Annotated in this window: 20 protein-coding genes and 1 tRNA gene; 5 read left to right on the top strand and 16 right to left on the bottom strand. The window is 69.9% G+C overall.

Features of this window, described 5'->3' with window-relative positions; translation table 11 throughout:
• Nucleotides 1-2: 2 nt before the first annotated feature.
• A tRNA-Thr gene (locus VJT49_RS09425) sits at nt 3-76 on the bottom strand.
• A gap of 99 nt (nt 77-175) precedes the next feature.
• Here VJT49_RS09425 and VJT49_RS09430 point away from each other — a divergent pair.
• Nucleotides 176-1753, top strand: a complete 1578-nt coding sequence (locus VJT49_RS09430; protein ID WP_324164358.1) for a hypothetical protein — start codon at nt 176-178, stop codon at nt 1751-1753.
• Nucleotides 1754-1757: 4 nt separating this feature from the next.
• Here the strand turns inward: VJT49_RS09430 and VJT49_RS09435 are convergent, their stop codons facing one another.
• The 7 genes from VJT49_RS09435 to VJT49_RS09465 form a co-directional block, all read right to left on the bottom strand.
• The gene (locus VJT49_RS09435) at nt 1758-2948 is read right to left on the bottom strand and encodes a DNA polymerase III subunit delta' (protein ID WP_324164359.1); all 1191 of its coding nucleotides are present in this window, start codon (nt 2946-2948) and stop codon (nt 1758-1760) included.
• A gap of 160 nt (nt 2949-3108) precedes the next feature.
• A complete protein-coding gene (locus tag VJT49_RS09440; RefSeq protein WP_324164360.1) occupies nt 3109-5178 on the bottom strand; it encodes a dTMP kinase in 2070 nt (689 codons plus the stop codon).
• Nucleotides 5179-5348: 170 nt separating this feature from the next.
• On the bottom strand, nt 5349-5843 hold the full coding sequence (locus tag VJT49_RS09445; RefSeq protein ID WP_324164361.1) for a hypothetical protein: 495 nt from the start codon (nt 5841-5843) through the stop codon (nt 5349-5351).
• Nucleotides 5844-6364: 521 nt separating this feature from the next.
• Nucleotides 6365-9109 carry a type I DNA topoisomerase gene (gene topA, locus VJT49_RS09450; protein WP_324164362.1) on the bottom strand — a complete coding sequence of 915 codons (2745 nt, stop codon included), beginning with the start codon at nt 9107-9109 and terminating at the stop codon, nt 6365-6367.
• Between the two features lie 363 nt (nt 9110-9472).
• Nucleotides 9473-10150, bottom strand: a complete 678-nt coding sequence (locus tag VJT49_RS09455; protein ID WP_324164363.1) for a hypothetical protein — start codon at nt 10148-10150, stop codon at nt 9473-9475.
• Between the two features lie 238 nt (nt 10151-10388).
• Complete coding sequence (locus VJT49_RS09460; RefSeq protein ID WP_324164364.1) at nt 10389-10988, bottom strand: hypothetical protein; 600 nt, start codon at nt 10986-10988, stop codon at nt 10389-10391.
• A 132-nt stretch (nt 10989-11120) separates the two neighbouring features.
• Complete coding sequence (locus tag VJT49_RS09465) at nt 11121-13415, bottom strand: sodium-translocating pyrophosphatase (protein WP_324164365.1); 2295 nt, start codon at nt 13413-13415, stop codon at nt 11121-11123.
• Nucleotides 13416-13655: 240 nt separating this feature from the next.
• Here VJT49_RS09465 and VJT49_RS09470 point away from each other — a divergent pair, with 240 nt between their 5' ends.
• Complete coding sequence (locus VJT49_RS09470; RefSeq protein ID WP_324164366.1) at nt 13656-16079, top strand: DEAD/DEAH box helicase; 2424 nt, start codon at nt 13656-13658, stop codon at nt 16077-16079.
• Here the strand turns inward: VJT49_RS09470 and VJT49_RS09475 are convergent.
• The 8 genes from VJT49_RS09475 to ssd form a co-directional block, all read right to left on the bottom strand.
• Nucleotides 16046-16675, bottom strand: a complete 630-nt coding sequence (locus VJT49_RS09475; RefSeq protein ID WP_324164367.1) for a bifunctional DNA primase/polymerase — start codon at nt 16673-16675, stop codon at nt 16046-16048. The two genes, VJT49_RS09470 and VJT49_RS09475, sit on opposite strands and share 34 nt — an antisense overlap.
• Nucleotides 16676-16997: 322 nt before the next feature.
• A complete protein-coding gene (locus tag VJT49_RS09480; RefSeq protein WP_324164368.1) occupies nt 16998-17345 on the bottom strand; it encodes an Rv3654c family TadE-like protein in 348 nt (115 codons plus the stop codon).
• A 19-nt stretch (nt 17346-17364) separates the two neighbouring features.
• Complete coding sequence (locus tag VJT49_RS09485) at nt 17365-17718, bottom strand: TadE family type IV pilus minor pilin (RefSeq protein ID WP_324164369.1); 354 nt, start codon at nt 17716-17718, stop codon at nt 17365-17367.
• On the bottom strand, nt 17718-17981 hold the full coding sequence (locus VJT49_RS09490; protein ID WP_324164370.1) for a DUF4244 domain-containing protein: 264 nt from the start codon (nt 17979-17981) through the stop codon (nt 17718-17720). Before VJT49_RS09490 ends, VJT49_RS09485 begins: the two co-directional genes overlap by 1 nt.
• A gap of 37 nt (nt 17982-18018) precedes the next feature.
• Nucleotides 18019-18612, bottom strand: a complete 594-nt coding sequence (locus VJT49_RS09495) for a type II secretion system F family protein (RefSeq protein ID WP_324164371.1) — start codon at nt 18610-18612, stop codon at nt 18019-18021.
• The gene (locus VJT49_RS09500; RefSeq protein ID WP_324164372.1) at nt 18609-19226 is read right to left on the bottom strand and encodes a hypothetical protein; all 618 of its coding nucleotides are present in this window, start codon (nt 19224-19226) and stop codon (nt 18609-18611) included. Before VJT49_RS09500 ends, VJT49_RS09495 begins: the two co-directional genes overlap by 4 nt.
• A gap of 176 nt (nt 19227-19402) precedes the next feature.
• Nucleotides 19403-20572: a TadA family conjugal transfer-associated ATPase gene (locus VJT49_RS09505; protein WP_324164373.1), complete on the bottom strand. Its 1170-nt coding sequence runs from the start codon at nt 20570-20572 to the stop codon at nt 19403-19405.
• Nucleotides 20569-21654: a septum site-determining protein Ssd gene (gene ssd / locus VJT49_RS09510; RefSeq protein WP_324164374.1), complete on the bottom strand. Its 1086-nt coding sequence runs from the start codon at nt 21652-21654 to the stop codon at nt 20569-20571. Before ssd ends, VJT49_RS09505 begins: the two co-directional genes overlap by 4 nt.
• A 543-nt stretch (nt 21655-22197) precedes the next feature.
• On the opposite strand from ssd, the gene VJT49_RS09515 reads away from it, so the two are divergent.
• The 3 genes from VJT49_RS09515 to VJT49_RS09525 all read left to right on the top strand — a co-directional run bounded on the left by VJT49_RS09515 (nt 22198) and on the right by VJT49_RS09525 (nt 26505).
• A complete protein-coding gene (locus tag VJT49_RS09515; RefSeq protein WP_324164375.1) occupies nt 22198-23037 on the top strand; it encodes an HAD-IB family hydrolase in 840 nt (279 codons plus the stop codon).
• Between the two features lie 451 nt (nt 23038-23488).
• Entirely contained in the window at nt 23489-25285 is a 1797-nt protein-coding gene (locus VJT49_RS09520; protein WP_324164376.1) for a glycoside hydrolase family 3 protein, read from the top strand.
• Complete coding sequence (locus VJT49_RS09525; RefSeq protein WP_324164377.1) at nt 25279-26505, top strand: DUF1343 domain-containing protein; 1227 nt, start codon at nt 25279-25281, stop codon at nt 26503-26505. Before VJT49_RS09520 ends, VJT49_RS09525 begins: the two co-directional genes overlap by 7 nt.
• Nucleotides 26506-26509: the final 4 nt, after the last annotated feature.

The following is a 26509-nucleotide window of genomic DNA, read 5'->3' on the forward strand; positions in this document are numbered from 1 at the left end:
GGAGCCGCGTGGGGGAATCGAACCCCCGACCTGCTCATTACGAGTGAGCCGCTCTGGCCGACTGAGCTAACGCGGCAGCAGGCCCAGTGTAGCGGCATGCGCCACGTCACTTCCTACCCCACCCGTCGTTAGTCCCCCGGAGGCATGTCACGCCGTTTCTGGGGAGGCCTTCCACATGTCCAGACGTCTGTCCCGCACGCTGGTTCTTCCGGTGACCGTCGCCGCGCTGCTGGCCGGATCGGCTCCGGGAATCGCGGGCGCCGTCCCACGGCGGGGACAGGCGGAGCCGGGACAGACGCAGCCCGGGCACGCGGTCGGCGGCGCCGGGGCGGCGCTGGGTGTGCTCAGGCTGCTGCCAAGTGCGGTGCCGACGAGTTCGATTCTGCCCGGAGTCGCCGATCAACCAAGCAAGTCGGCGCTGGAGGCAGGCGTCGCCGTGTCGACCGCGCGCGCCGATTCGGAGTCCGCGCACGACTACGAACGCGCGATCGCGCAGTCCGCGCCGGCCGCTGTGACCTTGGCTGGGGACGTCCTGAAGACGCCGGGCAGCCTGGCGCAGACCGCGTTGCCCGACAACCCACAGCCACTGGCCGGAGGGCTGACCGCACCACAAAATTCGCTGCTCAACGTCGGCGTGCTGAGCGGCAGCGTGCGCGCCCGCTGGAGCCCTACACTCGGGCCGTGCGTGGGCACCATCGCCGACGCACGCACCTCGGTGGCAAGCCTGGCTCTGCTCGACACCATCCCGACCCTGCCGAACCTGCCGATCGACAAGCTCGCCAACCTGCCGCAGCTCGCCAGTGGCTTCGACCCGGCCAAAGGCCTGCAGACGCTGGGCGGGCTGCTCACGGGTGCGGCTCAGACCGCCACGGACGGCACCGGCACACTGCTGAGCCTGCCGAACACGTTCTCCTCGCGGTCGGTGGTCCAGTTGGTGGACCTGCCGGACTCGCCGAACAAGGCGGTCCAGTCGGAATCCACGTTGCAGGCGGCGGACATCGAGATCCTCAAGGGAACACCGCTGGCCCTGACCTTGAAGATGGTGAGCCAACCAACGCTCCGGGTGACCTCGACCGGCGATCAGTCGACGTCGAAGGTCGAGTACAGGACCCCGGTGATCACCATCGAGCGCCAGGGGCAGGTGCTCTACACGCTCGACGCCGCGCATCCCACCAAGGACATCCCGATCGGACTGCCGCTCAAGGCGCTCACGGACCAGCTCGGGACTGCCGTGCAGAGCCTCCCGGTGGTGGGCGGCCTGGTGGCGACGGTGAACCAGGGACTGCAACAGCTGACCGACACCTCGGGCACCGTGCTCGACCTCGGAGTGCTGCGGCTGAGCATCGCCGAACTGAACGAGAAGGGCCAGCGGTCGGCGAACCCGTTCGACGGCTACCAGCTCTCGGCGTCGGCTCGGCTACTCGACCTGCAGGTGCTGCCCACGTCGGCGCTCAAGAACCTGCTTCCGGGCAGCTCGCTGCCGTCCTCGCTGGCGCAGCTCTCCCTTGGCGAGCAGGTCGGCCGTGCCTACGCCCCGACGGGTGGCGTGGTGTGTCGCGACAGCGCACCCCCGGCGGGCAACGCCGCGCCAGGAGCGCCCGAACAACTCGCCTACACCGAGGGCGCGTATTCGGCGATCCCGCTGTTCTGGGCCGGCACCACCATGCTGCTGGTCGGCGCGATCCTCGTCGCCGCGTTGCCCGCCCGCCGCCGGGTGGCTCCGGTCAAGCCGTCTCCGCGCCCGCGTTCCTGATCACTCAGCCGTGGCGGAGGGCGGTGACCATGGCCTCCACGGCAATCCGTGGTTTGACGTTCCACAGGATCGCTTCCCGGCACGCGAGTACGGCCTCGAGCCGGCGGAGGGTGGATTCGGCGGTCCACTGCCGGGCCGCGGTCGCAACCTGGGATGCGTGGTCGGGGTGGGTGAGGACGGCCTTTGCACCGCTCGCGGTGACCAGCACATCCCGGTAGAAGCCCGCCAGGTCGACCAGGGCCAGGTCGAGGGTGTCCCGCTGGGTCCGGGTCGCCCTCGACTTCTGCCGCTTCTCCAGTGCCTTAACGGCGGCTTCCGCGGCACGTTTCGCGGCAGCGACGCCCTTGCCGGTCGCGTCGCCGCCCATAGCCGTGCGCAGTTCGGCCTTCTCAGCCTCGTCACGGGCCTTGCTCGCCTCGGTCGCGTCACCCTCGGCCGCGTTGATCAACTCGTCGGCGCAGGCGAACACGTCTGCCGGGCGGCTCAGACCCAACGGGATGCGCAGCACGGCCTCGCGTCGCTTGCGGGAACTCTCGTCGGTCGCGAGCCGCCGAGCCCGACCGATGTGCCCGCCGCACACCGACGCGGCCCAACCGGCGAGTTCGGCGTCCACCCCGTCCCGCTCGACGAGTACCCGCGCGATCGCCTCGGGCGGTGATGTTCGCAGGTTCACCAGACGGCACCGGGACCGGATGGTCACCGACACGTCCTCGGGGTGCTCGGAGTGCGCGCAGAGCAGGAACACGGTGCGTTTTGGCGGCTCTTCGACCGCCTTGAGCAGGGCGTTCGAGGCGCCTTCGGTGAGCCGGTCGGCATCCTCGATGACCACCACCTGCCATCGCCCGGTGGTGGGCCTGCGCGCCGCCGTCTGCACCAGCGCCCGCATTTCCGCTACCGAAATGGACAAGCCCTCCGGCACCACGAGCCGCACGTCCGCATGGGTTCCATGCAGGGCGGTTCGGCAACCGGGACACTCGCCGCAGCCGGTTCCCGTCAAGCACTGAAGGGCCGCGGCGAACGTTCGTGCCGCCACCGAGCGCCCGGAACCGGGTGGACCGGTGAGCAGCCAGGCATGGGTCATCGCCCCGGACAACGCAGGCTCCCCGGCCACGATGCGTGCCGCGGCGGCAGCGGCCGAGGACAACATCTCGACGGCGGGCTCCTGCCCGACCAATTGCGACCAGACCGAGCTCACGCTTGTCTCTCCGCGATTGTGCGCGAGACCGTGATCGTGTCGCCAGGGCGCTCCTCACGAGCACACGTCGGCACACCGGGAAGGATGGCCTGCCGCACCGATAGCGGCAAACCGCGCGCCTTGTGGTCATCTTGATTGCCGCGGCTTGGTGCCAGGATGCTCACACCCCCACCGCCTCGATCGGAGCCAGCCCCGACCGCCGACCGACCAGCACGGCCTTCACCGCCGTCCGCACCCGGCCGGCGACCTCGTCCTCGGTGCCGTCGCCATCGACCACCACGTAGTGATCGGGATCGGCGGCAGCCATCTCGCTGAGCAGGTTCTGCACCCGCCAATGGTCCTCGACCGAGATCGGACCGGCGGTGGCTTCGCCCGGATCGGCGTCCAGGAGCACGGTCACGTCGGGCCGCAACCGGCCGGTCGCCCAGTCGGCGAGCCCCTCGAGTTCCTTCGCGTCCAGCCCCGCGACCGCGGAAAGGTGCGCCAGCGGCGAGTCCACGAACCGCTCCATCACGACGATCGCGCCCGCGTCGAGGGCGGGCTGCACGTCCCGTTCGACGATGTCGGCGCGCACCGCCGCCGCGGCCAGTGCCTGCGCCCGCGCGCCGGACAGCGACGCGCCGCTCACCAGCTTGGCGAGCCGCTTGTCGTCCAGTGCCGGATCAGCGGCCAGCACCACCGGCCGGGGACCAGCCGCACGCAACCAGTCGGCGAGCCGTGCCGCCTGGCTCGCGGTGTCCGCCGCTGTCGTGCCCTCCAGCGCGATGAGCAAGCCGTTGACCCGGCGCGGGCGGCGGCGGATGGCGTTGCGGAGATCCGCCATGATCGTCTCGGACCGGCGCGTGTCCATCTGGCGGTAGGCGATCACGCCGACCAGCGCGGCGAGAATCCCGCCGCCGAGCATGACCGGCCGCGTGCCGTCGATGATGATCTCGTTGCCCCACACCGTGATGGTGCGGGGCCTGGTCAGGCCGATCAGCACCGGGACGATCGCGGTCGACCCGAACACGATGATCTTCATCATGGACTGGTAGATCGCGTTGATCCGGCCGCGGATGGAGTCGTCGACCTGGGAGCCGATGATCGTCACGCCGGTCAGGAAGGCCGCCCCGGCGCACGCTCCGACGATCGGCACCGCGACCAGTGAAACGGCGAGATGCGGTGAGATGGCGACCAGGATCAGCGCCAGCCCGGCCAGCACGATCGAGATCCCGAAGAGCCGCTCGTGCGGAAGGCGCCTGGCCAGCTTCGGGGCCCCGCCCAGACCGGTGGCCAGGCCGAGGAAGACCGCCACGACGAGCAAACCCCAGGCCGAATCGCCGGCCAGGAGGCTCGCTGCATACGGCTGGGCGGATCCGACCACCGCCCCGCCCGCGGCGAACGCGCCGGCCGCGCCGATCAGCAGCCCCCGCACGAGCGGAGTGCTCCGGATGAACCCCGCGCCGTCCCGCACCAGGGCGACGAACCCCGCGGGCTTTTCGGCCTTCGGCTTCGGCGCGACCATCGGGGACGCGTGCACGTTGCGCAGGGACAGTTCCGGGATCCGGGTGAGGATCATGATCGCGCTGGTCAGGTAGAGCAACCCGATCAGCACCACGATCACCTTGGCGAAACCGAGCTGGCCGAACACGTTGGCGGGCAGGTGCAGCGTCGGACCGATCCCGGTCACCACGGCATAGATGCCGCCGGCACTGATGACGGCGAGGCCGTAAGTCATCACCATCCCGAGCTGGTTGGCGACCTCCACCTGGTCCGGCCTGCGCAGCAGGTTCGGCACCGCGGCGTCCTTGGACGGGATCCACATCATCGCGCTCGCGCTGGCCAGGAAGTTCGCGATGTAGAGCCACCAGACCGTGCCGACCAGCGCGATCGACATGATGAACCCACAGCGCAGCAGGTCCGCGCAGAACATGATCTTCCGCCGGTCGAACCGGTCCGCGAGCAGGCCACCCGCGGGCGCGAACAGCAGTCCCGGCAGCAGCGCGGACAGCAGCACCCCGGTGAACGCGAAATTCTGCGCGGTGTAGTTCTGGGTCAGCTTGGTCGCCATACTGGTGACACCGAGAATCGTCAGCCAGTCGGCGACGCTGCACAGGTAGGTAACCCCCCACAGCCGACGAAAAGGGCCGATCGCCAGCACGCGCCGGGCCCGGTAAATCGTGGACGCCTCCCGGCCGGCAGGCGCGTCCACCTCAGGTTTGGTCTGCACGACTTCGCTGATCCGACCCACCCCATTAGCTTCCGTGCGCCGGTGTACCCGCCCGGTCGCTAGGGCAATCGGGTCACCAAATGGTGTGGCCAGGGTAGCTCTGTCAACCTGAGGACGGTCAGCCTGTGCTGAATTTCGCGCACCCTCCCGCGCGTTCCCCGCCCGGGCAAGATCGAATCCCGCCCTCGCGATCAGCTGAACAGGCCGGTGATACCGGTGACCAGACTGGCCACGAATTCGATCGCGAGCACCACGAACACGATCACCAGCAGCACCGCGATGATGATCCCCGTCGACCCGCTCGAGGGCTTCACCCGGCGCACGGTGGTCGGATCGGGCATCGAGATACGGGGGATGCGGAAGGCCGGACGGCGCAGTGCGGGCCGGGTGCGGCGCTGGCGTGGGAGCATGCCGAGCGGGGCGGCCGGCGGGATCGGCTCGGCCGGCGCGGCGGGTGGCGCGCTGTCGTCGGTCACCGGGGCATAGGCGGCCGTGCGGCCAAGCCTGTCGCTGGCCAGCTCGGCTTCCACCAGGTCGCGGACAACACCCGGGTCCGGTTTCACCGGCGAGGCGACCCGGGTCAGCTTGAAGTCCTCGGAAGCATCGCTGGCCTGACCGGACAGGGGGTCGCGGAACGCCGGCGCCTGCGTGCCGTCGTCGAAGCGGGCGTCGTCGTCCTTGGCCATCTGGACCACTCCTTCTCCGTCGGGCAGCGCGCGAGCGGAGGCGGGCAAGCACCCCGGTAACCCTCCGTTTCACGTAGCTCCCTTGACTACCGAGAGCTTCCTCTCCAGCGTAGTGGGCATATGGCAGTGATACCGCGCCCAATCGGGCTAGCTGTACGGGATGAGACATGAACACTGCGTTACTCCCGCACGGTCGCCCTGGCCACGCATTCGGCCAGGAACCAGGAAAGCCAGTGGTCGTCGACCGGACCGCAACACGATCATGGTGCCCGTCGAGACGAGCGCATGGCTGGCCGAGCGCGTTGTCGGCTCGGTCGTCCCAGGAACGGGAAGCCGGCAAACGAAGGCGCTCCACGTCGGCGTCGGTGGCGTTCGGGGCGTAGCTGTCGTCGCACAACGGACGGCGGGGCACCGCGTCGAGCACGGGCCGGGCAGCCTCGTCAAGCAGTTCTCGAATAGCGGTCATGGCGCTCAGTGTGCACCCGACCACCGACAGTTTTGGGAACGCCTGCTCGAGGCGGCTACTTCTCCTTGGTCTTCCTGGTGGACGCCTTGCGCTTCGGCGCCGGGCCCTTGGCGCGCTTGTCGGCGAGCAGTTCGGCCGCGCGCTCGGCGGTCAGCTCCTCGATGCTGTCCGTCTTGCGCAGGGTCGCATTGAACTCGCCGTCCGTGACGTACGGGCCGAAGCGGCCGTCCTTGACGACCATCGGCTTGCCCGACACCGGATCGTTGCCGAGCTCCTTGAGCGGCGGCTTCGCCGTGCCCTGCCGTCCCCTGCGCTTGGGCTCGGCGTAGATCCGGAGCGCATCCTCCAGCGTGATCGTGAACAGCTGCTCCTCGCTGTCCAGCGACCGCGAATCGGTGCCCTTCTTCAGGTACGGCCCGTACCGGCCGTTCTGCGCCGTGATCTCGTCCCCGGACTCCGGGTCCTTGCCCACCACGCGCGGCAGCGAAAGCAGCTTCAGCGCGTCCTCCAGGGTCACCGTCTCGACCGACATGGACTTGAACAGCGACCCCGTGCGGGGCTTCGGCTTCCTGGCCTTGCTGGTCTTCTTCCCGTCGACGGGTTCCTCCGGCTCCGGCAGGATCTCGGTGACGTAGGGCCCGAACCGGCCCTCCTTCGCCACGATCTCGTGCCCGGTGACCGGGTCCGTGCCGAGCACCCGGCCCTCCTGCGGGGTCGCGAACAGCTTCTCGGCGATCTCGGTGGTCAGCTCGTCCGGCGGCAGGTCCTCCGGCAGGTTCGCCCGCTGAGAAGTACCCTCCACCTCACGCTCGAGGTAGGGCCCGTAACGGCCGACCCGGACGTACACGGTGCGGCCCGCGTCGTCGTCGAACAGCGGGATCGAGTTGATCTCCCGGGCGTCGATGTCCTCCACACCCGTGCCGACCAGCTTCTTCAGCCCGCCGAGCCGGCTCACCGACCCGTCGACCCCGGTGTCGCCGCCGAAATAGAACTTCGACAGCCATCGTGTGCGCTGCTCGTGACCGGCCGCGATGCGGTCCAGCTCGTCCTCCATGGCGGCGGTGAAGTCGTAGTCCACCAACCGCTCGAAATGCCGCTCCAGCAGCCCGACCACCGCGAAGGCGACCCACGACGGCACCAGCGCGGAGCCCTTCTTCCAGACGTACCCGCGGTCCTGGATGGTCTTGATGATCGAGGCGTAGGTGGAGGGCCTGCCGATGCCGAGCTCCTCCAGCTTGCTGACCAGGCTGGGTTCGGTGTAGCGGGCGGGCGGCGAGGTGGTGTGCCCGTCCGGGGACAGCTCGGTCGCCGTCAGCCCCTGGTCCTTGGCCAGCTGCGGCAGCCGGCTCTGCTTGTCGTCGGCTTCACCGCCGGCCTCGGCGTCCACGGCCTCGACGTAGGCCTTGAGGAAGCCGGGGAAGGTGATCGTGCGGCCGGACGCGGCGAAGGTGCATTCCTCACCGCTCGTGGCCGTGCCGACGATGCGCACGGACATGGTGGTGCCCTTGGCGTCGGCCATCTGGGAGGCGATGGTCCGCTGCCAGATCATCTCGTAGAGCCGGAACCCGTCGGTCTCCAGCTCACCCGCGACCTGGCCCGGCGTGCGGAACACCTCGCCCGCCGGCCGGATCGCCTCGTGAGCTTCCTGCGAGTTCTTCACCTTCCGCGTGTACTGGCGGGGGCTCGGCGAGACGTACTCGGCGCCGTAGAGGGCCGTAGCCTGGTTGCGGGCCGCGGTCAGCGCCGTCTCCGACAGCGTGGTCGAGTCGGTCCGCATGTAGGTGATGTAGCCGTTCTCGTAGAGCCGCTGCGCGATACGCATGGTCCGTTCGGACGAGAACCGCAGCTTGCGGCCCGCCTCCTGCTGGAGCGTGGAGGTCATGAACGGCGCGTACGGCCGGCGCGTGTAGGGCTTTTCCTCGACGCTGGCGACCCGGAAGTCCCGCTCGCGCAGCGCCGCTGCGAGGCGGTTGGCGTCCGCTTCTTCGAGCACCCGCACGTCCTTGGCGGACGACTTGAGCCTGCCGTCGGAGGCGAAGTCCCTGCCGGTGGCCAGGCGAGCGCCGTCGACCGAGACCAGCCGGGCGGGGAAGGTACGCGGCGACGCGTCCGCACCAGCGTCCATCGTCGCCGCGATGTCCCAGTACGAGGCCGAGGTGAAGCGCATCCGCTCGCGCTCACGCTCGACGATGATGCGGGTGGCCACCGACTGGACCCGGCCCGCCGAAAGTTTCGGCATGACCTTCTTCCACAGCACGGGCGAGACCTCGTAGCCGTAGAGCCGGTCGAGGATGCGCCGGGTCTCCTGGGCGTCCACCAGGTCCGAATCCAGGTCGCGGGTGTCCGCCGCGGCGGCGCGGATGGCCTGCTCGGTGACCTCGTGGAACACCATGCGGCGCACCGGGACCTTGGGCTTGAGGGTCTCCAGCAGGTGCCAGGCGATGGCCTCGCCCTCGCGGTCGGGGTCGGTGGCCAGGTACAGCTCGTCGACGTCCTTGAGCAGGTTCTTCAGCTCGGTGACCTTGGACTTCTTGTCCGGGGTCACCACGTAGAGCGGCTCGAAGTCGTGCTCGACGTCGACCCCGAGGCGGGCCCACGCCTCGCCCTTGTACTTGGCCGGCACGTCGGCGGCACCGCGCGGGAGGTCGCGGATGTGCCCGACCGAGGACTCGACCACATAGCCGCCGCCGAGGTAAGGAGCGATCTTCTTGGCCTTCGTCGGCGACTCCACGATCACGAGCCGCCGCCGGGCCGCCCCGTTCGCCCCGGCGTCGTTCTTCTTGGTCCGTGCTCCTGCCACGCTGTCCGCTCTCCTGCCCGTTCCCGTCGCTGCCGCGCGACCTGTCAACCCGCCAGTGTGCACGCTGATGGCCGGTTGTGTCCGCCCAGGCGGCCCAACACGCCGTCCACAACATGTCAAGCGCATCGGCGCCGGGGAGGGCGGCGTTTCCTTTCCACACCTAGCACGTGAGAGTCACCACATGCTCCCCGGGGCCGTCCGGTGACGACCCGGCCACGCTCCGACGTCTGGAATTCGGCCCCACTGTGGTCCTGGTTACCCGGTTGGCCACGGTCACCGCTGCCGAACCTGCCCACGGCGGGTGAGGTGATCGTCGGCTCGTCCGGTCACCGGCCCCGTAGCACCGCCAGGACCTGGGGATACCTACCAGATCGTCGCATGCGTCGGACTCGGCAGCGACCCCGGCCTTGCCCGGCGGGGCCGCCCACCGCGCAGGCCCGCCGCGACCGCCCTGCCGGCCAAGGCACCGGCCGGGGCAGGCCACGCGGGCTCGGCGACGGGTGGCGGCGTGCCGAGCAATTCGGCGAGGGTGGCCAGACGGCGGCGACCGGTGACGTGGATCGCGGGGCCGCCCGCCTTCGGGCCGACGACCCGCACGGGCAGCCCGAGCCGGCAGAAGGCGTCCGCGAGCGGGCAGTGCGTCTCCGGGGACCGCTCGTCAAGCGCGAGCAGGTAGCCGTGCTCCGCGGGCCCGCCTGCCGCGAGCGCCCACAGCCGGAGCGCGGCGCCCGTCAACCGGAACCCGGAGGGAAGCACCTTTTCCTGACCGCACTGCCAGGCATTGGCCAATCCGATCAGATCGATCCGGAACGCGGTGCGCAAAAGCGGCCGCCCGTTCTCGGCACCGACGCCGGCCTCGACCCCGCGGCGACCGAATTCCGTGGCCAGAATTCTCGCGCGCCACTGGTTGTCCACGGCCACGGAAAGCCGGGCCGCGGTGCGCCCGAAACTGACGATCTGCGCCGGCCCGCACAGCAGCCCGGCGAGGTCGGCGAGTTCCGGCCCGCTCGCCTCCGCCGAGAAGAACGAAATCTGGTCCACCCGGCAAGGATAGAACGATAGTTCGATTTGAGCGAGAGTCGCGACCCGACGACTGGCGTGCAGATGGCCAGTTCGAGCCGGGCTCTCATTCGCGTGGAACGTGGCGTAATCGTAGGCATGGCAAGCCCCGCACAGGATGGTGCGGGGTCTTTCGGCCTGACCCGCCGACGACGACTTCGTGCCGATCCCACCGGTTCGCGTTGACGGTTGCCCGGCCATGATCCAGTTCGTCGCCGGTTTACGGCGGGGGCTCTCGCGTGAGGAGTTGTTCGCACACGGGTGCGTGTTCGCTCGCCGTGAGCAGTTCGGGAACAGTCGTGAAACCATTCAACAAGTCGATTTTGGACACCTCGTTGAGCGGATCACGTGCCGCACCGAGGGTCTGCTGGTCGATCTGGGTCGCGTCCCGTGCCTTGTCCAGCCGCTTCTTCGCCTCCGCGGCGTGCTCACGTACCACCGTGAACTGGGAAACCGCGTCCCCGCGCACCTTGTCGCCACCCGCGACGGGTGAAGGCGGCAAGTTGTGCAAGCCCTGCACGGCCTTGTCGAGCCCGCTGATCATCGAGGCAAGCAAATCGCTGGAAGTTCGCACCGCGCGTTGCGGCGAGCTCGGGTCCACACTCGGCATCGTGGCCAACTCGTCGACCAGCGAGCCCACCGCGACGCAGTAGTCGTTGGCCCACCGCGACGCCGCGTCCTGACGGTCCACGTCGTCCTTCGACAGCCCTGGCCCGCCGGGCACTATCCCAGCGGAGGGCGCGGGTGGTCGGCCACACGCCCCGAGTACCGCGCACAAACCGGTCAGCACCACAAGGAAAAGGGCCTTGCCGGCTGGCACGCGAACACCTCCTGACTACGACACCTCCACTCCGAAGGTACCGACCGGCCAACAGTTCGCAAGTCCCGGGCGCGGGAAGTGCGACGGGGCCCGCCGCGTGGTTTTCGCGGCGGGCCCCCGGGTTGTCCCTGCCTATCCGGCCTTGGCGGGCTCGGCCTTGCTGGGCGTGTCCGCGATCGCCGTGCTGCGGCGCTTGGAGACCACCACCGCCGCGACGATGACGGCGACGGCGACCACCGCGATCGCGATCCGCACGGTCACGGAGGCGTCCGGGCCGATCGAGAACTGCACGACCGCCGGCGCGATCAGCACCGACACCAGGTTCATCACCTTGATCAGCGGGTTGATCGCCGGGCCCGCGGTGTCCTTGAAGGGGTCGCCGACCGTGTCGCCGATGACGGTGGCCGCGTGGGCCTCGGAGCCCTTGCCGCCGTGGTGACCGTCCTCGACCAGCTTCTTCGCGTTGTCCCACGCACCACCCGAGTTGGCGAGGAAGATCGCCATCAGGGTGCCGGTGGCGATCGCGCCGGCCAGGTACCCGGCGAGCGCGCCGGTGCCCAGGCCGAAACCGACCGCGATCGGGGCGAACACCGCAAGCAGACCCGGGGTCGCCAGCTCACGCAGCGAATCGCGGGTGACGATGTCGACGACCTTGCCGTACTCGGGCCGGGTGGTGCCCTCCATGATCCCCGGGATGTCCCGGAACTGCCTGCGCACCTCGTAGACGACCGCGCCGGCGGCCCGCGACACCGCGTTCACCGCGAGACCGGAGAACATGAACACCACCGCGGCACCGATGATCACGCCGACCAGGGTGTTGGCGTTGACGATGTTGTTCAGGAACGTACTCGGCAGGCTCGCCGCGGCCTGACCCGCCGTGACCAGTGCCTTCGCGATCGAGTCGGAGTAGGACCCGAACAGCGCCGTCGCCGCGAGCACCGCGGTGGCGATCGCGATGCCCTTGGTGATCGCCTTGGTCGTGTTGCCGACCGCGTCCAGCTCGGTCAGGATCTGCGCCGCGTTCTCGTCCACGTCACCGGACATCTCCGCGATGCCCTGCGCGTTGTCCGAGACCGGGCCGAAGGTGTCCATCGCGACGATGACGCCGACCGTGGTGAGCAGGCCGGTGCCCGCGAGCGCGACCGCGAACAGCGCGACCGAACCACCCAGCAGGTAGGCCCCGAACACCGCGGCGCCGATCACGAGGGCGGTGTACACGGCGGACTCGAAGCCCACCGAAATGCCGGACAGGATCACCGTGGCCGCGCCGGTCTCCGAGGTCTTGCCGACGTTCTTCACCGGCCCGTGCTCGGTGCCGGTGAAGTAGCCGGTCAGCCGCAGGATGACCGCGGCCAGCACGATGCCGATGATCACCGAGACGGTCGCGATGACCGCCGGGTTGCCGCCGATGCCCGCGTGATCGGCCCCGAAGTCGGCGAAAGAGCCGGGCAGGAACACGAACGCGGCGATGGAGCACAGCACCGCGGAGATCACCGCGGAGATGTAGAACGACCGGTTGATGGTGACCAGGCCGTTCTCCCCGGAGCGGGCTTTGGTGATGTAGACGCCGATCACCGCGGTGATGACCCCGATGGCGGGCACGATCAACGGGAACAGCAGGCCGTCCTTGCCGAAGGCGGTGCTGCCCAGGATGAGCGCGGCCACCAGCATCACGGCATAGGACTCGAACAGGTCGGCCGCCATGCCCGCGCAGTCACCCACGTTGTCCCCGACGTTGTCGGCGATCGTCGCGGCGTTGCGGGGGTCGTCCTCGGGGATGTTCTGCTCGACCTTGCCGACCAGATCCGCACCCACGTCCGCGGCCTTGGTGAAGATGCCGCCACCGACCCGCATGAACATCGCGATCAGCGCGGCACCGAACCCGAAGCCTTCCAGGACCTTCGGTGCCTGGCCGGCGTAGGCGAGCACCACTACCGCCGCGCCGAACAGACCGAGCCCGACCGTGATCATGCCGACCACGCCACCGGTCCGGAACGCCACGCGCATCGCCGTCTCACGGCCACCGGACTCGCGCGCCGCCGCCGCGACCCGCAGGTTCGCCTGGGTCGCCAGCCACATGCCCAGGTAACCGATGGTGAACGAGAACACCGCGCCGACGAGGAAGAACACTGAGCGGCCGATACGCTCGCTCCAACTGTCCGCCGGTAGCGCGAACAACAGCAGGAACACCACCACGCCGAAGATGGAGAGGGTGTTGCGCTGCCGCTTGAGATAAGCGGCCGCCCCTTCCTGCACCGCCTTGGCGATCTCCTGCATCTTGGCGGTGCCCTGGCCAGCGGCCAGCACCTCCTTGAGCAGGACGTAGCCAATCGCCAGTGCGGAAAGGGCGACCACGGCGACCACGGCCACGATGCCGTAGTCACCTCCGGAGAGCTCGAGGCCCTCCGCGAGGAATTGCCGGGACATCCGTCCTCCTGGAAACGTCGCCTGTTGCCAACGACGGCTTCGCTGCGGACAGCCTTGCCGGCGCTGGCAGGGGATCTGCACCACATGTGGTGCCGGTTTGCCGGAGTGTATTGGTACTGGTTGCGGCGCGGTCAGGGCGTCCTGCAACGAACACGCTCCGTGCATGTGAGTCTGCTCACTGTTCATGATCGCGTCCGGCGCCCTGCTCGGGTGTCGTACCCCTGTGCGACCCTGGGAAACGTGGCCGAAAGCCTGTCGCCGAACCATCAGCCCGCCCCCGCGGTGGCGACCGAGCGTGCGCGGCGGCTGCTCGGCCGGGTGACCTCCGGGATCCCAGAGGAAGCCAACCCCGTCACGCACGTGGCCGAACAACCGGCGCGGCCCGCGCGGCACGCCGATTGGCCCGCTTGGGCGGACCCGCGCGTGGTGGCCGCGTTCTCCTCCTGCGGAGTGGAACAGCCCTGGGCCCACCAGATCGAGGCCGCCTCGCACGCTGCCTCCGGGCGGCACGTGGTGATCTCCACCGGGACCGCGTCCGGCAAGTCACTGGCCTACCAGCTTCCGGTGTTGTCCACGCTCGCCACCGACGACCGTGCCTGCGCGCTCTACCTGGCGCCGACGAAGGCGCTCGGGGCCGACCAGCTGCGCGCCGTGTCTACCTTGGACATACCTGGGGTGCGTGCGGCCTCCTACGACGGCGACACGCCGATGGCCGAGCGGGACTGGGTTCGCGCCCATGCGCGGTGGGTGTTCACCAACCCCGACATGCTGCACCGCGGCATCCTCGCGGCGCACTCCCGATGGGCTCGGCTGTTTCGCAAGCTCGCCTATGTGGTCGTCGACGAATGCCACAGCTACCGCGGGGTGTTCGGCTCGCATGTGGCCCTGCTCCTGCGGCGGCTGCGGCGAGTGGCACGGTGTTACGGCGCCTCACCGGTGTTCGTCCTCGCATCCGCGACCACGGCGTCCCCCGCCGAGTTCGCCACCCGGCTCACCGGGGAGGAATGCGTGCCGGTGGCCGACGACGCATCACCGCGTGGCGCGCGGGTCGTCGCGTTGTGGGAGCCGCCGCTGCTGGACGACTTCTCCGGCGAGAACGGAGCACCGGTGCGGAGGTCGGCCGGGGCCGAGGCCGGCCGGATCCTGGCCGAGCTGGCCATCGAGGGCGCCAGGACACTTGTCTTCGTCCGGTCCCGCCGGGGCGCCGAACTCACCGCGCTGGGTGCCCGCCGAATACTGGCCGAAGTGGACGCCAAACTGGCGACGCAGGTCGCGGCCTACCGTGCCGGCTACCTACCCGAGGAAAGACGTGCGCTGGAACGCGCGCTGCTGTCCGGGGAACTACTGGGCGTCGCGACGACCAACGCGCTGGAACTGGGCGTGGACATCGCCGGGCTGGACGCCGTCGTACTGGCGGGATACCCGGGCACGCTCGCGTCGTTCTGGCAGCAGGCCGGGCGCGCGGGCCGGGCGGCCGACGACGCGCTTGTCGTGTTCGTGGCCCGTGACGATCCGCTGGACACGTATCTGGTGCACCACCCGGCGGCCATTTTGGACCGTCCGGTGGAGACGGCGGTGCTGGACCCGGCGAACCCGTACGTGCTCGCACCGCAACTGGCCTGCGCGGCCGCGGAACTGCCGATCACCGCGGGGGAACTCGGCACCTTCGGCGGGGCGGCGGCGCGAGAGGTGCTCGACTCGCTGGTCGCGGACAAGGTCCTGCGGAGACGGCCAAGCGGGTGGTACTGGACTTCCCGGGACCGGCCACAGTACGACGTGGACATCCGGGGCTCCGGCGGCGAGCAGGTCGCGGTCGTCGAAGCGGACACCTCACGGCTGCTCGGCACGGTCGATCCCGGCTCGGCGTGCACGACGGTGCATCCCGGGGCGGTGTACCTCCACCAGGGTTCTTCGTATGTGGTGGACGAACTCGATTTGGAGTCGGGGATCGCGCTGGTGCACGCCGAGGATCCCGATTGGACGACCTCGCCACGGGAGGTCGCGGACATCGCGGTGTTGAGCACGCATGAACGGATCGACTACGGCGGGGTGAGCGTCTGTCTCGGAGATGTGGCGGTGAGCTCGCAGGTCGTCGGGTATCTGCGGCGCCGGCCGTCGGGTGAGATCGTCGATCAGGCGCCACTGGACCTGCCTGCGCGGAAACTCCATACCCGCGCCGTCTGGTACACGCTGTCCGCCGAGCTGCTGGAAAGTGGCAGGGCGCCGGGGGGCGCCGGATTGGATCCGGCGCGCGTCCCCGGCGCCCTGCATGCCGCCGAGCATGCCGCGATCGGCCTGCTACCGCTGTTCGCTACCTGCGACCGCTGGGACATCGGCGGGGTTTCGACCGCGTTGCACGGTGACACCGGGGAGGCGACGGTGTTCGTGCACGATGGCCATCCCGGCGGGGCGGGATTCGCCGATCGCGGTTTTGCCGCATTGGTCCCTTGGCTGGCCGCTACGCGGGAGGCGATCGTCTCCTGCGAGTGCCCGGCGGGTTGCCCGTCCTGTGTGCAGTCACCGAAGTGCGGGAACGGTAACGATCCACTGGACAAGGCGGGGGCGGTGGCCGTACTGGACACCGTGCTCGGGGCGGTGCGTCAGCACGGCGAACGGCACGGCCACGTCATTCATGCCACGGCGGATGCCGCCACGAGCCGCTGACTACGAACCTCCCTGCTCTCGGCCTGGTCGAGAGCACGGGCGAGCACCGAGTGAACGGCTTCGGCCGCCGGGAGCCGCCAGCCCCAGACGTCCGGCTTGACCCGCCAGTGCACGACACCGTGGTGGTAAGGGGTAGGCGGCAGCGGAACGAAACTGCCGTCTCCGTGCCAGCGGACCTCGCCGCTGGTGGCGAGCCGCTCCGGCAACTGGTCGGCCACGGTGGTCAGGAACAGCCAACGGCCGTCGGGCGTCGCCACGATCGGCGCGGGGTGACCCGTCGCCCGGAGCAGCCCCGCGGCACGCTTGCCGAGTTCGATGTCCACCTCGACCGCGTCCAGCACCTTGCCGGTCGCGACGAGCAGGCTGTAGGGCTTGGTCCACCACTCGGCGACCTCGGCCGGGTGCACGCCGAACCGCTCAGCCCAGTCCGCGTGCACCGGCTCAGGACCGGCCCAGGTCGTTTGGCCACCGTCCGGGGTAGCCGGAAAGGTGCCGGGCAGCACCGGCCACCCGTGGCAGGCGAGCCCGATCGCCTCCGCACGCAACTCGATGCGGAAAGCGCTCCGCCAGCCATCCGACCAATCCGTGTCCAACATCAGTTACAACTCCTCGTTTACTCCACCGCCCGCGGTGGCTCCTGGATTCACTTAACGACAACTCGCGAAGTGCCGATAGTGCCCACTCGACAACCGGCCGCTAGAGAACGACGAGCAACTGATGGCACACCGCCCGGGCTGAACGCCGTCCAGTGACCATCGCGCGACGACCGACCGCATCGGGCCTATTCAGGTCACCGTGACGACAACCACAGTTTTTCCTTACGCCGCAATGGCTTTACCGCGTAATGCGGCCCGTTGCGGCGGTATGCTCCCGACCGTTCGCCGCGCGTGAACGACCGCCCGTCACGCCGCCCATCGCCTACACCGCCGACCAGCGGCTGCCGTTCGTCGCGGGGACAGGCCCCGCCCTCGCGTGCGCGGAGACGACACCCAGGCCGCCCGGCGCGATCGCCTCCACCTCGACGAGGGCATCCCATTTCTCCAGGCGGCAACCCACGAGACGGACCGCCATGTTCTCGGTCACCGACCGTGCCCGCGCACAGGCCTCGTCGTGACCTCGGTAGGCACGACCTGCGGCGGCGAGCGCCGCGAGATCGGCCGCATCGGTGGCGCGATGCCGCGTGAGCACCACAGAGCCGAAGGCGAACAGCAACCCGGCCACGGCCAGCAGTGCGACGATCGCACCGGCCGTCCATACGGTCGCCATGCCAGAGTCAGGCCGCCGGTCAACTTGTCGCATCGGGTACTCCCAACTCCAGGACGGTTTGGGCGCGGCCACGGAGATGGATGCCGGGCAGGAGGCCGCCTGCCGGTTCGGCACGGACCTCGACGGTCACTTCGTCGCCCACTGTGACGACTACGAGCCGGGCACCCTTCGGCGCGATCCGCGCGACCGCCTGCTCGCCCAGTTGCCGCTCCCCACGGGCGATCAGCCGCGCCGCCTCTCTCGCCGCGTCGGCACACCGGAGCTGGCCGGTCACCGCGGCGATGCCGGTGAAGACCAGCCCGGCTGCCACCAACAGCGCGCACAGGCCGATCGCCGCCTCGACAGTGACCGCGCCACGCTCCGGGTCCGCCATCAGAACGACGCTGTCAACGCGCGCTCGATCAGCGACGTCAGACCGGAGACCACCGAGTCACCGGTGACGATCGCGTAGAGAACCGCAGCGAACGCCGCCGCCGCGAGTGTCCCTATCGCGTACTCAGCGGTACTCATTCCGTCATCGGGCACGGCTCGAAGCCGCCGTCGCACTCTCCTCCAGTCGAGGAACGCCGACCGCCGCCACGGACGTGGCTTGGCGGGGACGGCATGCCTGCCGGAGGACCGGGTTCGCCAGAACATCTTCGGGATCCTTTCTTGTTTGTCTACTTTGGACAGATCAGGGAATCGGGAGCCCGCTTGCCAGCCCGAGCACGACGGGCACCACCCCCAGGCAGAGAAAGGCGGGCAGGAAGCACAGCCCGAGTGGTCCGGCGATGAGCACGCCCGCGCGCTGAGCCCTCGCCTCGGCCCGGTCCGCCGCTGCGGATCGAAGCCGGTTCGCCAGCTCGTCCACGACGTCTGCCAGGGCGCTGCCGGACCGAGCCGTGCGTTGTGCCGCCCTGGCCAGGTCCGCGGTACCGGGACAGGCACGCGCCGGCGCCCATGCGTCACTGGGGGCCGCACCGAGTTCGATCAGGCCGGCGGCCGCCCTGAGCGCGTCGGCTTCCGGTCCGCTCAGGTCTTGGACGACCGCTCGGATCGCGGTCGGCACGGGCAGTCCCGCACGCAGGCAGGCGGCCAGGAGATCCCAGGTGGCCGCGAGCCGGGGGAAGTCGGCTCGCGACCCTCGCCGCACACGCGCGGCCGGGGCAAGCCGCGCGGTCCGGCGGGCCTTGGCGAACAGCCGCGCCAACCGCAGATCAGCGGACGGTTTCCCCGGAACGACAAGCAAGGCCGTCGCGAGAAGCGCCGCCGCGCCGGCCGCGCTCACCGGAACGCCCCCGGGCTGGTCAGGCGAGCGCTCCACGCGACGCCCAGCAGAATGAGCGCGGATCCGATGACCAGGAGCACCTGGCCGGCCGGGGTACCGACGAGCACGTGCAGTCCACCGGCACCCATGGCTTCTCCGAGGAGCAGCCCCAGGCTGGGCAGAGCCGCGAGGACGGCGGCGCTGGCCCGCGGTCCCGACATGCCGGCGTTGACCCTGGTCGCAAACCGCACGGCGGCCAGGATGTCCCGGCGGACGGCATCCAACAGGTCGGCCAGCGGCACGCCGTGCCGGCGGCTGAGCGACCAGGCGGTGGCCAGCGCCCGCTGATCCGGCGCTCCCGCGGGATCAGGCGTGGGCGGATCTCCACCAAGCCGCGCCGTTCCGGCGAGCATCCCCATCGTCGCGGCGGCACGGCCCGCGGAATCGGCGGCGGCAGCTTCGGCGGCGAGCGCGGGTGGCGCACCGGCGCGAAGTTCTGCGATCATCACCCGGATCGCTTCGGCCATCGCCTCGGCCGCGGCGACGTCGGCTTTGGCGCGCCGGGAAACCCGGCGGTGGCACCAGACGGCCGCGCCGAGTAGCCCTGCCGCCAGCACGCCGGCGGGCCCGAGCAACGGAATCGCCGCGACCAGAGCCAGCCCGAGGAACTGCGACCGTCGAAGCCGGACGGCGGGTTTCGGCCTTGGTACTGCTGGAAGTAGCGCCGTCAGCCGGGCTCCAGCGCCGTGTGGGGATGGCCACAACAGCAGCGCCAAGGCCGTGAAAAGCGGAAACAGCGGACTCGCTGAAATCACCACGGCGGCTTCACCCCCCGTTGTTCGAACAGTGCGGAAAGGACGATCCGCCGTTTGGTCCACGTGCCGCCTTCCCACACCGGCAGCACCCGGACGAGGCCCTCCTGGTCACGACTGAGCACCCCTATCTCGGCCAGCCGCCGTTGCCCGGACGCCGACCGTCGCATGTGCAGCACGAGCTGGACCGCCGCGGCGAGTTGGCTGTGCAGGGCCAACCGGGACAACCCGCCCAGCGCGGCGAGTGCCTCCAAGCGGGCCGGTACTTCGGCCGGTGAATTGGCATGGAGCGTGCAGGCGCCTCCGTCGTGGCCGGTGTTGAGCGCGTTGAGGAGCTCGCAGACCTCCCGGCCACGTACTTCACCCACGACGAGCCGGTCGGGGCGCATCCGGAGTGCCTGCCGGACCAGGTCACGCAAGGTGATCTCGCCCGCTCCCTCGATGTTCGGTGGTCTGGCGACAAGCCGGACGAACTGCGGATGGGCGGGCTGGAGCTCTCCGGCGTCCTCGACGCTCACGATGCGCTCCGCCGGCGAGACGGCGCCGAGCATCGCGGACAACAGGGTGCTCTTTCCGGCGCCGGTGCCGCCGGTGACCAGGAACGCCAGCCGGGCGGCCACGACCGCTCCGACGATGGCCACCCCCTCGTCGTCGAAAGTGCCCAAAGCCCGCAAAGCGGGGAGATCATGCGCGGCGGGCCGCAGCACACGGAGCGAGATGCAGGTGCCGTCCGCGGCGATCGGTGGTAGCACGGCATGCAACCGCACCCGACCCCGCGGGCCAGAGCCGGGAAGCCATCCGTCGACGTACGGCTGGGCGTCGTCGAGCCTTCGACCCGCCGCGAGCGCGAGCCGTTGCGCGAGCCGCCGGACCGATTCCTCGCCGGGGAACCGGAGGTCGATACGGCGCAATCCCGTTTCCCCGTCCACCCAGACCTCGTCGGGCGAAGAGACCAGCACATCGGTGACGCCCGGTTCGGCGAGCAACGGTTCCAACGGGCCGGCACCCGTGAACTCCTGCCGCAACACGCGTAGCGCGTCAAGCACGTCGGCGTGCCCGACCGGGCCGCCCGCTTCCGCGCGTATCGCCTCGGCGACCGCCGCCGGATCCGTCCGCGAACCGTTGCCCGCCAAGCGAAGGCGGACCCGTTCAACGAGTTCGGTGTTCATACGCGCTCCTCCACGGCCGCCTGGGACATCTGGAGTCCCGCTCGCGCCTCGGCCAGCACAAGGCGCGCGGCCTTGTCGAGTGGTCCGCGTGGGCGTGGCTCGAACTGACCACTCTCCAGCGCTCTGTCGAGCTGGCGCTCCGGCGCCATCGACGTCAGCAACGGAGCGCCAACGGCCTGGGCGGCATGCTCCGGGCAAAGACCACCCGGTGCCGGACCACGAACGACCAGCCCGATCCGGCCGGTGCGCTCGGCCATCTTCGCCGCGACCCGCCTGGCCGCGGCGCAGGCGCGAACCTCGGCCGGCACCACCAGGACGGCGAGATCGGCCCGCTCCAGCACGACCTCGGCTTCGGGCCCGAGATGACGTGGCAGATCGCAGATGACCGTGTGGCCGGCCCGGCGTCCTGCTTCGACGACGGACGCGATCGCCTTACCGCTTGGCCCGTCGCCCTCGCGGGCACAGGACACGAAGGGCAGCCGGCCGCCACGATGCCGCAGCGCCGGCAACGCTTCGGCCAGCCTGGGCAGCGAAATCCGGCCACCGCCGACCAGTATTCCCGGCCAGCGCAAGCCTTCGCTGCCTTCGGCGCCGAGTAAGAGATCGACCCCACCGCCGAGTGGATCGCAGTCGATGAGCAAGGCGTCCCCCTGACGGCAGGCGACCAGGCCGATGGCCGCCGCGAGCACGGAGGCACCGGCACCGCCGCGACCACCGACCACCCCGACCACCAAGCCCCCAGGCATCCCCGGGCCCTCGGCGATGTCGGCCAGCGTGCTGACGAGAACCGGCTCACCGTCCGGAAGCGAGACCACTTTCTCGACACCCGCTTCGAACACGCGCTGCCACGTTTCCAGCGCGGGCGGGCCCTTGGTGACGAGCAGGATGCCCGGCCTGGCGGGCAACTCGCCCCCCAGCGTCTGCTCGTCGATCAGCACGAGCGGCGCGCGTGCCCAGTGCGGCCGGGCCGCGACGAGGTCCGGGGCGCGCTGGACCGTGCACCCCACAGCCGCGGCGAGCCGCAGGATCTCGTCGACCAGCGTCTCATCGTTGACGACGACGAGCGGACGATCGTGAGTCATCTCGAACCCCCGGAAAACGGTTTGGCGGTGATTTCGGCCTGACTCCACGGTCGCGGGTGGCGCCGGGTCGGACAAGAATGTTTTGCCGCGGCTGTGGATAAGTGAGGCGGTGTGGACAACTCGGACCATGCAGCCCTCGGGCGGGCCGGATTGTCGTTGGGGCGTGGCATAATCCGCGCCCGCCCGCGGGACGGCCGGTGAGGAGCCCGTGCTCGGCGGCCAAAGCCCGGGCACTACCGCCGATCGCTCGCGCCGCGAATTCACCCCGGAAAACACGGGGAAAAAGAAAAGGGGCGACCCCCGCCAGGGGGGAGGGGCGGGGGTCGCCGGGGCTCAGTCCCGGGGGTTGGACTGAACCGCGCCGGTGCACTGCCACCGGATGCGTCCACTGTAACGCCGAATTCAGCCTTTCCGTGCCCGCTGTCCAGCCCACAGTTCGATAACGAAATGAGGCAATCGTTTTCCGGCCAAATGGTAACCAATTTTCGTCCGCGAAACGCCGTTTGTGGCCGGCTCACCAGTTCGAGCTTCTATCCTGAACGCGTGGCAGAACCCAGCGGCTCGTCGCCGAGCCATCCCACCGGTGTCGCGGCGTTCTTCGACCTCGACAAGACGATCATCGCGTCGTCCAGCGCGCTCGCGTTCAGCAAGCCGATGCTCCGGCACGGCCTGATCAGCAGACGCGCCGCGCTGAAGAGCGCTTACGCCCAGCTCGTGTTCTCGTTGTCCGGCGCGGACGAGGACCGCACGGAGCGGATGCGCGCCGAGATCTCCGCGCTGTGCGCGGGCTGGGACGTCGCGCAGGTCCGCGCCATCGTCAGCGAGACCCTGCACGACATCGTCGAGCCCCTTGTCTACGCCGAGGCCGCGGACCTCATCGCGTGGCACCGGGAAAACGGGCACGACGTGATCGTGCTGTCGGCCGCGGGCGAGGAGGTGGTCAGTCCGATCGCCGCAATGCTCGGCACCACCCGCAGCGTCGCCACCAGGATGCAAATCGTCGATGGCCGCTACTCCGGACAGGTGGAGTTCTACTGCTACGGCGAGCAGAAAGCCGTAGCGGCCAAGGAGCTGGCCGCCGACTACGGCTACGACCTCGCCGCCTGCTTCGCCTACAGCGACTCGAGCACGGACGTCCCGTTGCTGGAAACCGTCGGCAAACCGCATGCGGTGAATCCGGACCGGGCACTCCGCCGGGTGGCCACGGAACGAGGCTGGCCGGTGCTCACCTTCACCAACCCGGTGTCCCTGCGCAGCCGGATCCCGGCACCGACGCCGACGACCGTGGCGCTCGGGGTCGGCATCGGGGCGCTGGCGGCGGGAATGACCTGGTACGGGCTGTCCCGCCGGAAGCGCGGAGACGAAACGAGCGCACCAGCATAGTCCCCGAAGGCGCGGTCATCACCAAATCGTGTCTCTTTACCGGTGCACCCGGCAGACCCCTTGAAGTGACCACCGTCACTGAGTAAGAACTACAGGTGCGGACATCTTGTCGGCCAGGGACGGGGCGAAGAGAAGCCCTGATCCACCCCGAAAGATCTCCGTGCGCGGACTCCGGGCACCCACGCACAGCACGCCGCGGGAGGCTTGTCGTCTAGGGACTGCGTATCGGGACGCCGGACGCCGAGTCCAGGTAGGTACGACACGAGTTGCACGCTTGGTCACCCGAGCGGTCCGCGCGGGCGGGCGCCGCCGGCGAAGATGCCGGCGGCGCCCGCGCATGTCCGGGGTAGGTCGTTTGACCAGGATGAGCGTGAGTGAGTAGCTTCCCGATGTCGGCCGTTTCAGGTGGAATTCTTTCCATCTCGGCCGGTCCGTCACCAGGGAGGCCACCGTGGGCTCGAGAGGACACGCCAGACACGCGCTCGCCGCGACGGTCGCCGGGCTGCTCGCCGTGACCGCGACCCCCGCGGCGGCAGCGCCCGGCGTGGACGCGCGAGCCTCGGCTTGGGCACGTGACGTGCTGCGCGGCATGAACCTCGAACAGAAGGTCGGGCAGTTGTTCGTCGCCGACGTGTGGGGCAAGTCCGCGGACGAGGTCAACGCCGGCAACCAGACCAAGTACGGCGTGAACACCGCCGCCCAGGTGGTCGAGAAGTACCACCCCGGCGGGGTCATCTTCTTCAACAACTCGGGCACCGACAACGTCGACGATCCCGCGCAGGTCGCCCGGCTGTCGAACGGTCTGCAGCGGGCGGCGCTGGGCAGTGGCGCGCACCTGCCGCTGATCGTCTCGATCGACCAGGAGGGCGGCCGCGTCACCCGGATCGGCGCGCCGGCCTCCGAGTACCCGGCCAGCATGGCCATCGGCGCGGGCCGCGGCGACGGCGACGCGAAACGGCTGGCCACGATCAACGGGCACGAGTTGCGCGCGATGGGCATCACCCAGAACTTCGCCCCGGACGCCGACGTCAACTCCAACCCGCTCAACCCGATCATCGGCTCCCGCTCGTTCTCCGCCGATCCGGCACTGGCGAGCCGGCTCGTCGTGGCCGAGGTCGACGGCTACCAGAACTCGGGCCCGGCCACGAAAACGGTTTCCTCGGCGGTCAAACACTTCCCCGGCCACGGTGACGCCGCGACCGACAGCCACACCGGGCTGCCGGTGATCAGCCGGACCGTGCAGCAGTGGCGCGAGATCGATCTGCCCCCGTTCCAGGCCGCGATCGACGCGGGCATCGACGTGATCATGACCGCGCACATCACGGTGCCGAGCCTCGACCCCTCGGGTGAGCCCGCGACCCTGTCGAAGCCGATCATGACCGGCATCCTGCGGAACGAACTGCACTACAACGGCGTGGTGGTGACCGACTCGCTGCAGATGGCGGGTGTACGGCAGATGCATTCCGACGCCGAGATCCCCGTGCTGGCGCTGGAAGCCGGGGTCGACCAGATGCTCATGCCGCCGGACCTCGGCATCGCGATCAAGGGCGTGCTGGACGCGGTGTCCAGCGGCAGGCTCACCGAGCAGCGCATCGACCAGAGCGTGCTGCGCATCCTGGAACTGAAGGTCAAGCGCGGCATCCTCGCCCGGCCACTGGTCGACGAGCGCACGGTGACCCGCGAAGTCGGCACTTCCCGCCACCTCGAGGGGATCCAGGCCATCACCGACCGCACGACCACCGTGCTGCGCAACGACGCCGGGCTCCTGCCGCTGAGGAATCCGGGCGGCATCCTGGTGACCGGCTGGAACAACCCGAGTTACCCGGGTTATCCGGCGGAGCCGGTGAACACGCTCGCCGCCCAGCTCGGCGGGATGGCGATGCCGACCGGAGCCGGGCCGACGGCGGCGAAAATCGGCACCGTGACGGCGGCCGCGAAGGACGCGGGCACGGTGATCGTGCTGGCCAACGGCCTGCGGACCAGCCCGCCGCAGCGCGACCTCGTGAACGCGTTGCTCGCCACTGGTAAGCCCGTGATCGCGGTGAGCGTCCAGGAGCCCTACGACCCTGGCTACGCGGACGTGCCGACCTGGGTGGCCACCTACGACTGGCGGGACGTGACCATGAAGTCGCTGGCCAAGGTGCTGCTTGGAAAGATCTCGCCGCGGGGCAGGCTGCCGGTAGCGATCCCCGCCGGGGACGACACGACCAGGACGCTGTTCCCGTTCGGCGCCGGCCTGTCATGGTGAACCGCCGAGGCTTCCTGGCCTCCGCGAGCCTCCCACTGCTCGCCGGGAGCTCCGCGTCGGCCGCTGACTCGCCGGTGACCAAGGTCGTCCCCGGCGCCGACACGCTGGCCGGTCAGGGCTGGCACATGCTGTTGGACCACAAGGTGGGCGTGCTGTCCAATCCGACCGGTGTGCTGGCCGATCTCGACCACATCGTGGATTCGATGGTGGCCGCGGGAGTGCGCCCGGTCGCGGCGTTCGGACCGGAGCACGGCTTCCGCGGCAGTGCGCAAGCGGGCGGGTCGGAGGGCGACTACACCGATCCGCGGACCGGTATTCCCGTTTACGACGTCTACGGCGCGAGCGCCGGCAAACTCACCGAGATGTTCACCAAGGCGGGCGTGGACACCGTCGTGTTCGACGTCGCCGACGTGGGCGCCCGCTTCTACACCTACATCTGGTCGATGTTCAACGCGATGGTCGCGGCGGCCGGGATCGGCGTGCGGTTCCTCGTGCTGGACCGGCCGAACCCGGTGGGTGGCAAGGCAGCCGGGCCCGTGCTGGACCCGGCGTTCGCCTCGGGGGTTGGGCTGAAACCGGTCGTTCAGCAGCACGGCATGACGGTCGGCGAGCTGGCCCGGTTCTTCGCCGGGGAGTACCTGGGGCCGATCCAGCTCGACGTCGTTCAGGTACGCGGCTGGCGGCGGGAGACGCTCTTCGCGGGCACCGGCCTGACGTGGACGCCGCCGAGCCCGAACATGCCCACGCCGGACACCGCGCTGGTGTATCCGGGCCTGGGCATGTTCGAGGGCACCGTGTTTTCGGAGGGGCGGGGCACCACGCGGCCGTTCGAGATCGTGGGCGCTCCCGGCGTGGACTGGCGCTGGCGAGAGGCGCTGACCATGCTCGGGCTGCCCGGCGTGGAGTTCCGCGAGACCTATTTCGTGCCGACCTTCGGCAAGTTCGTCGACCAGACGTGCGGCGGGGTGCAGTTGAAGGTCACCGACCCGAGCGCGTTCGACGCGATCCGCACCGCGGTGGCGATGTTCGTGACGGCGCGGCGGCTGCATCCGGACTCCTTCGCCTGGCGTCCGGACAACTACATCGACAAGCTGTCCGGATCCGCCCGGCTCCGGACCATGATCGACGCCGGCGCCGGCGTGGACGAAATCACCGGCTCGTGGCAGGCCGAACTGGCCGCGTTCGCCGCGAAGCGGCAGCGGTACCTGCTCTACTGGTGAACGG

Origin of the sequence: Amycolatopsis sp., assembly GCF_035276945.1 — a bacterium.
GTDB lineage: Bacteria > Actinomycetota > Actinomycetes > Mycobacteriales > Pseudonocardiaceae > Amycolatopsis_E.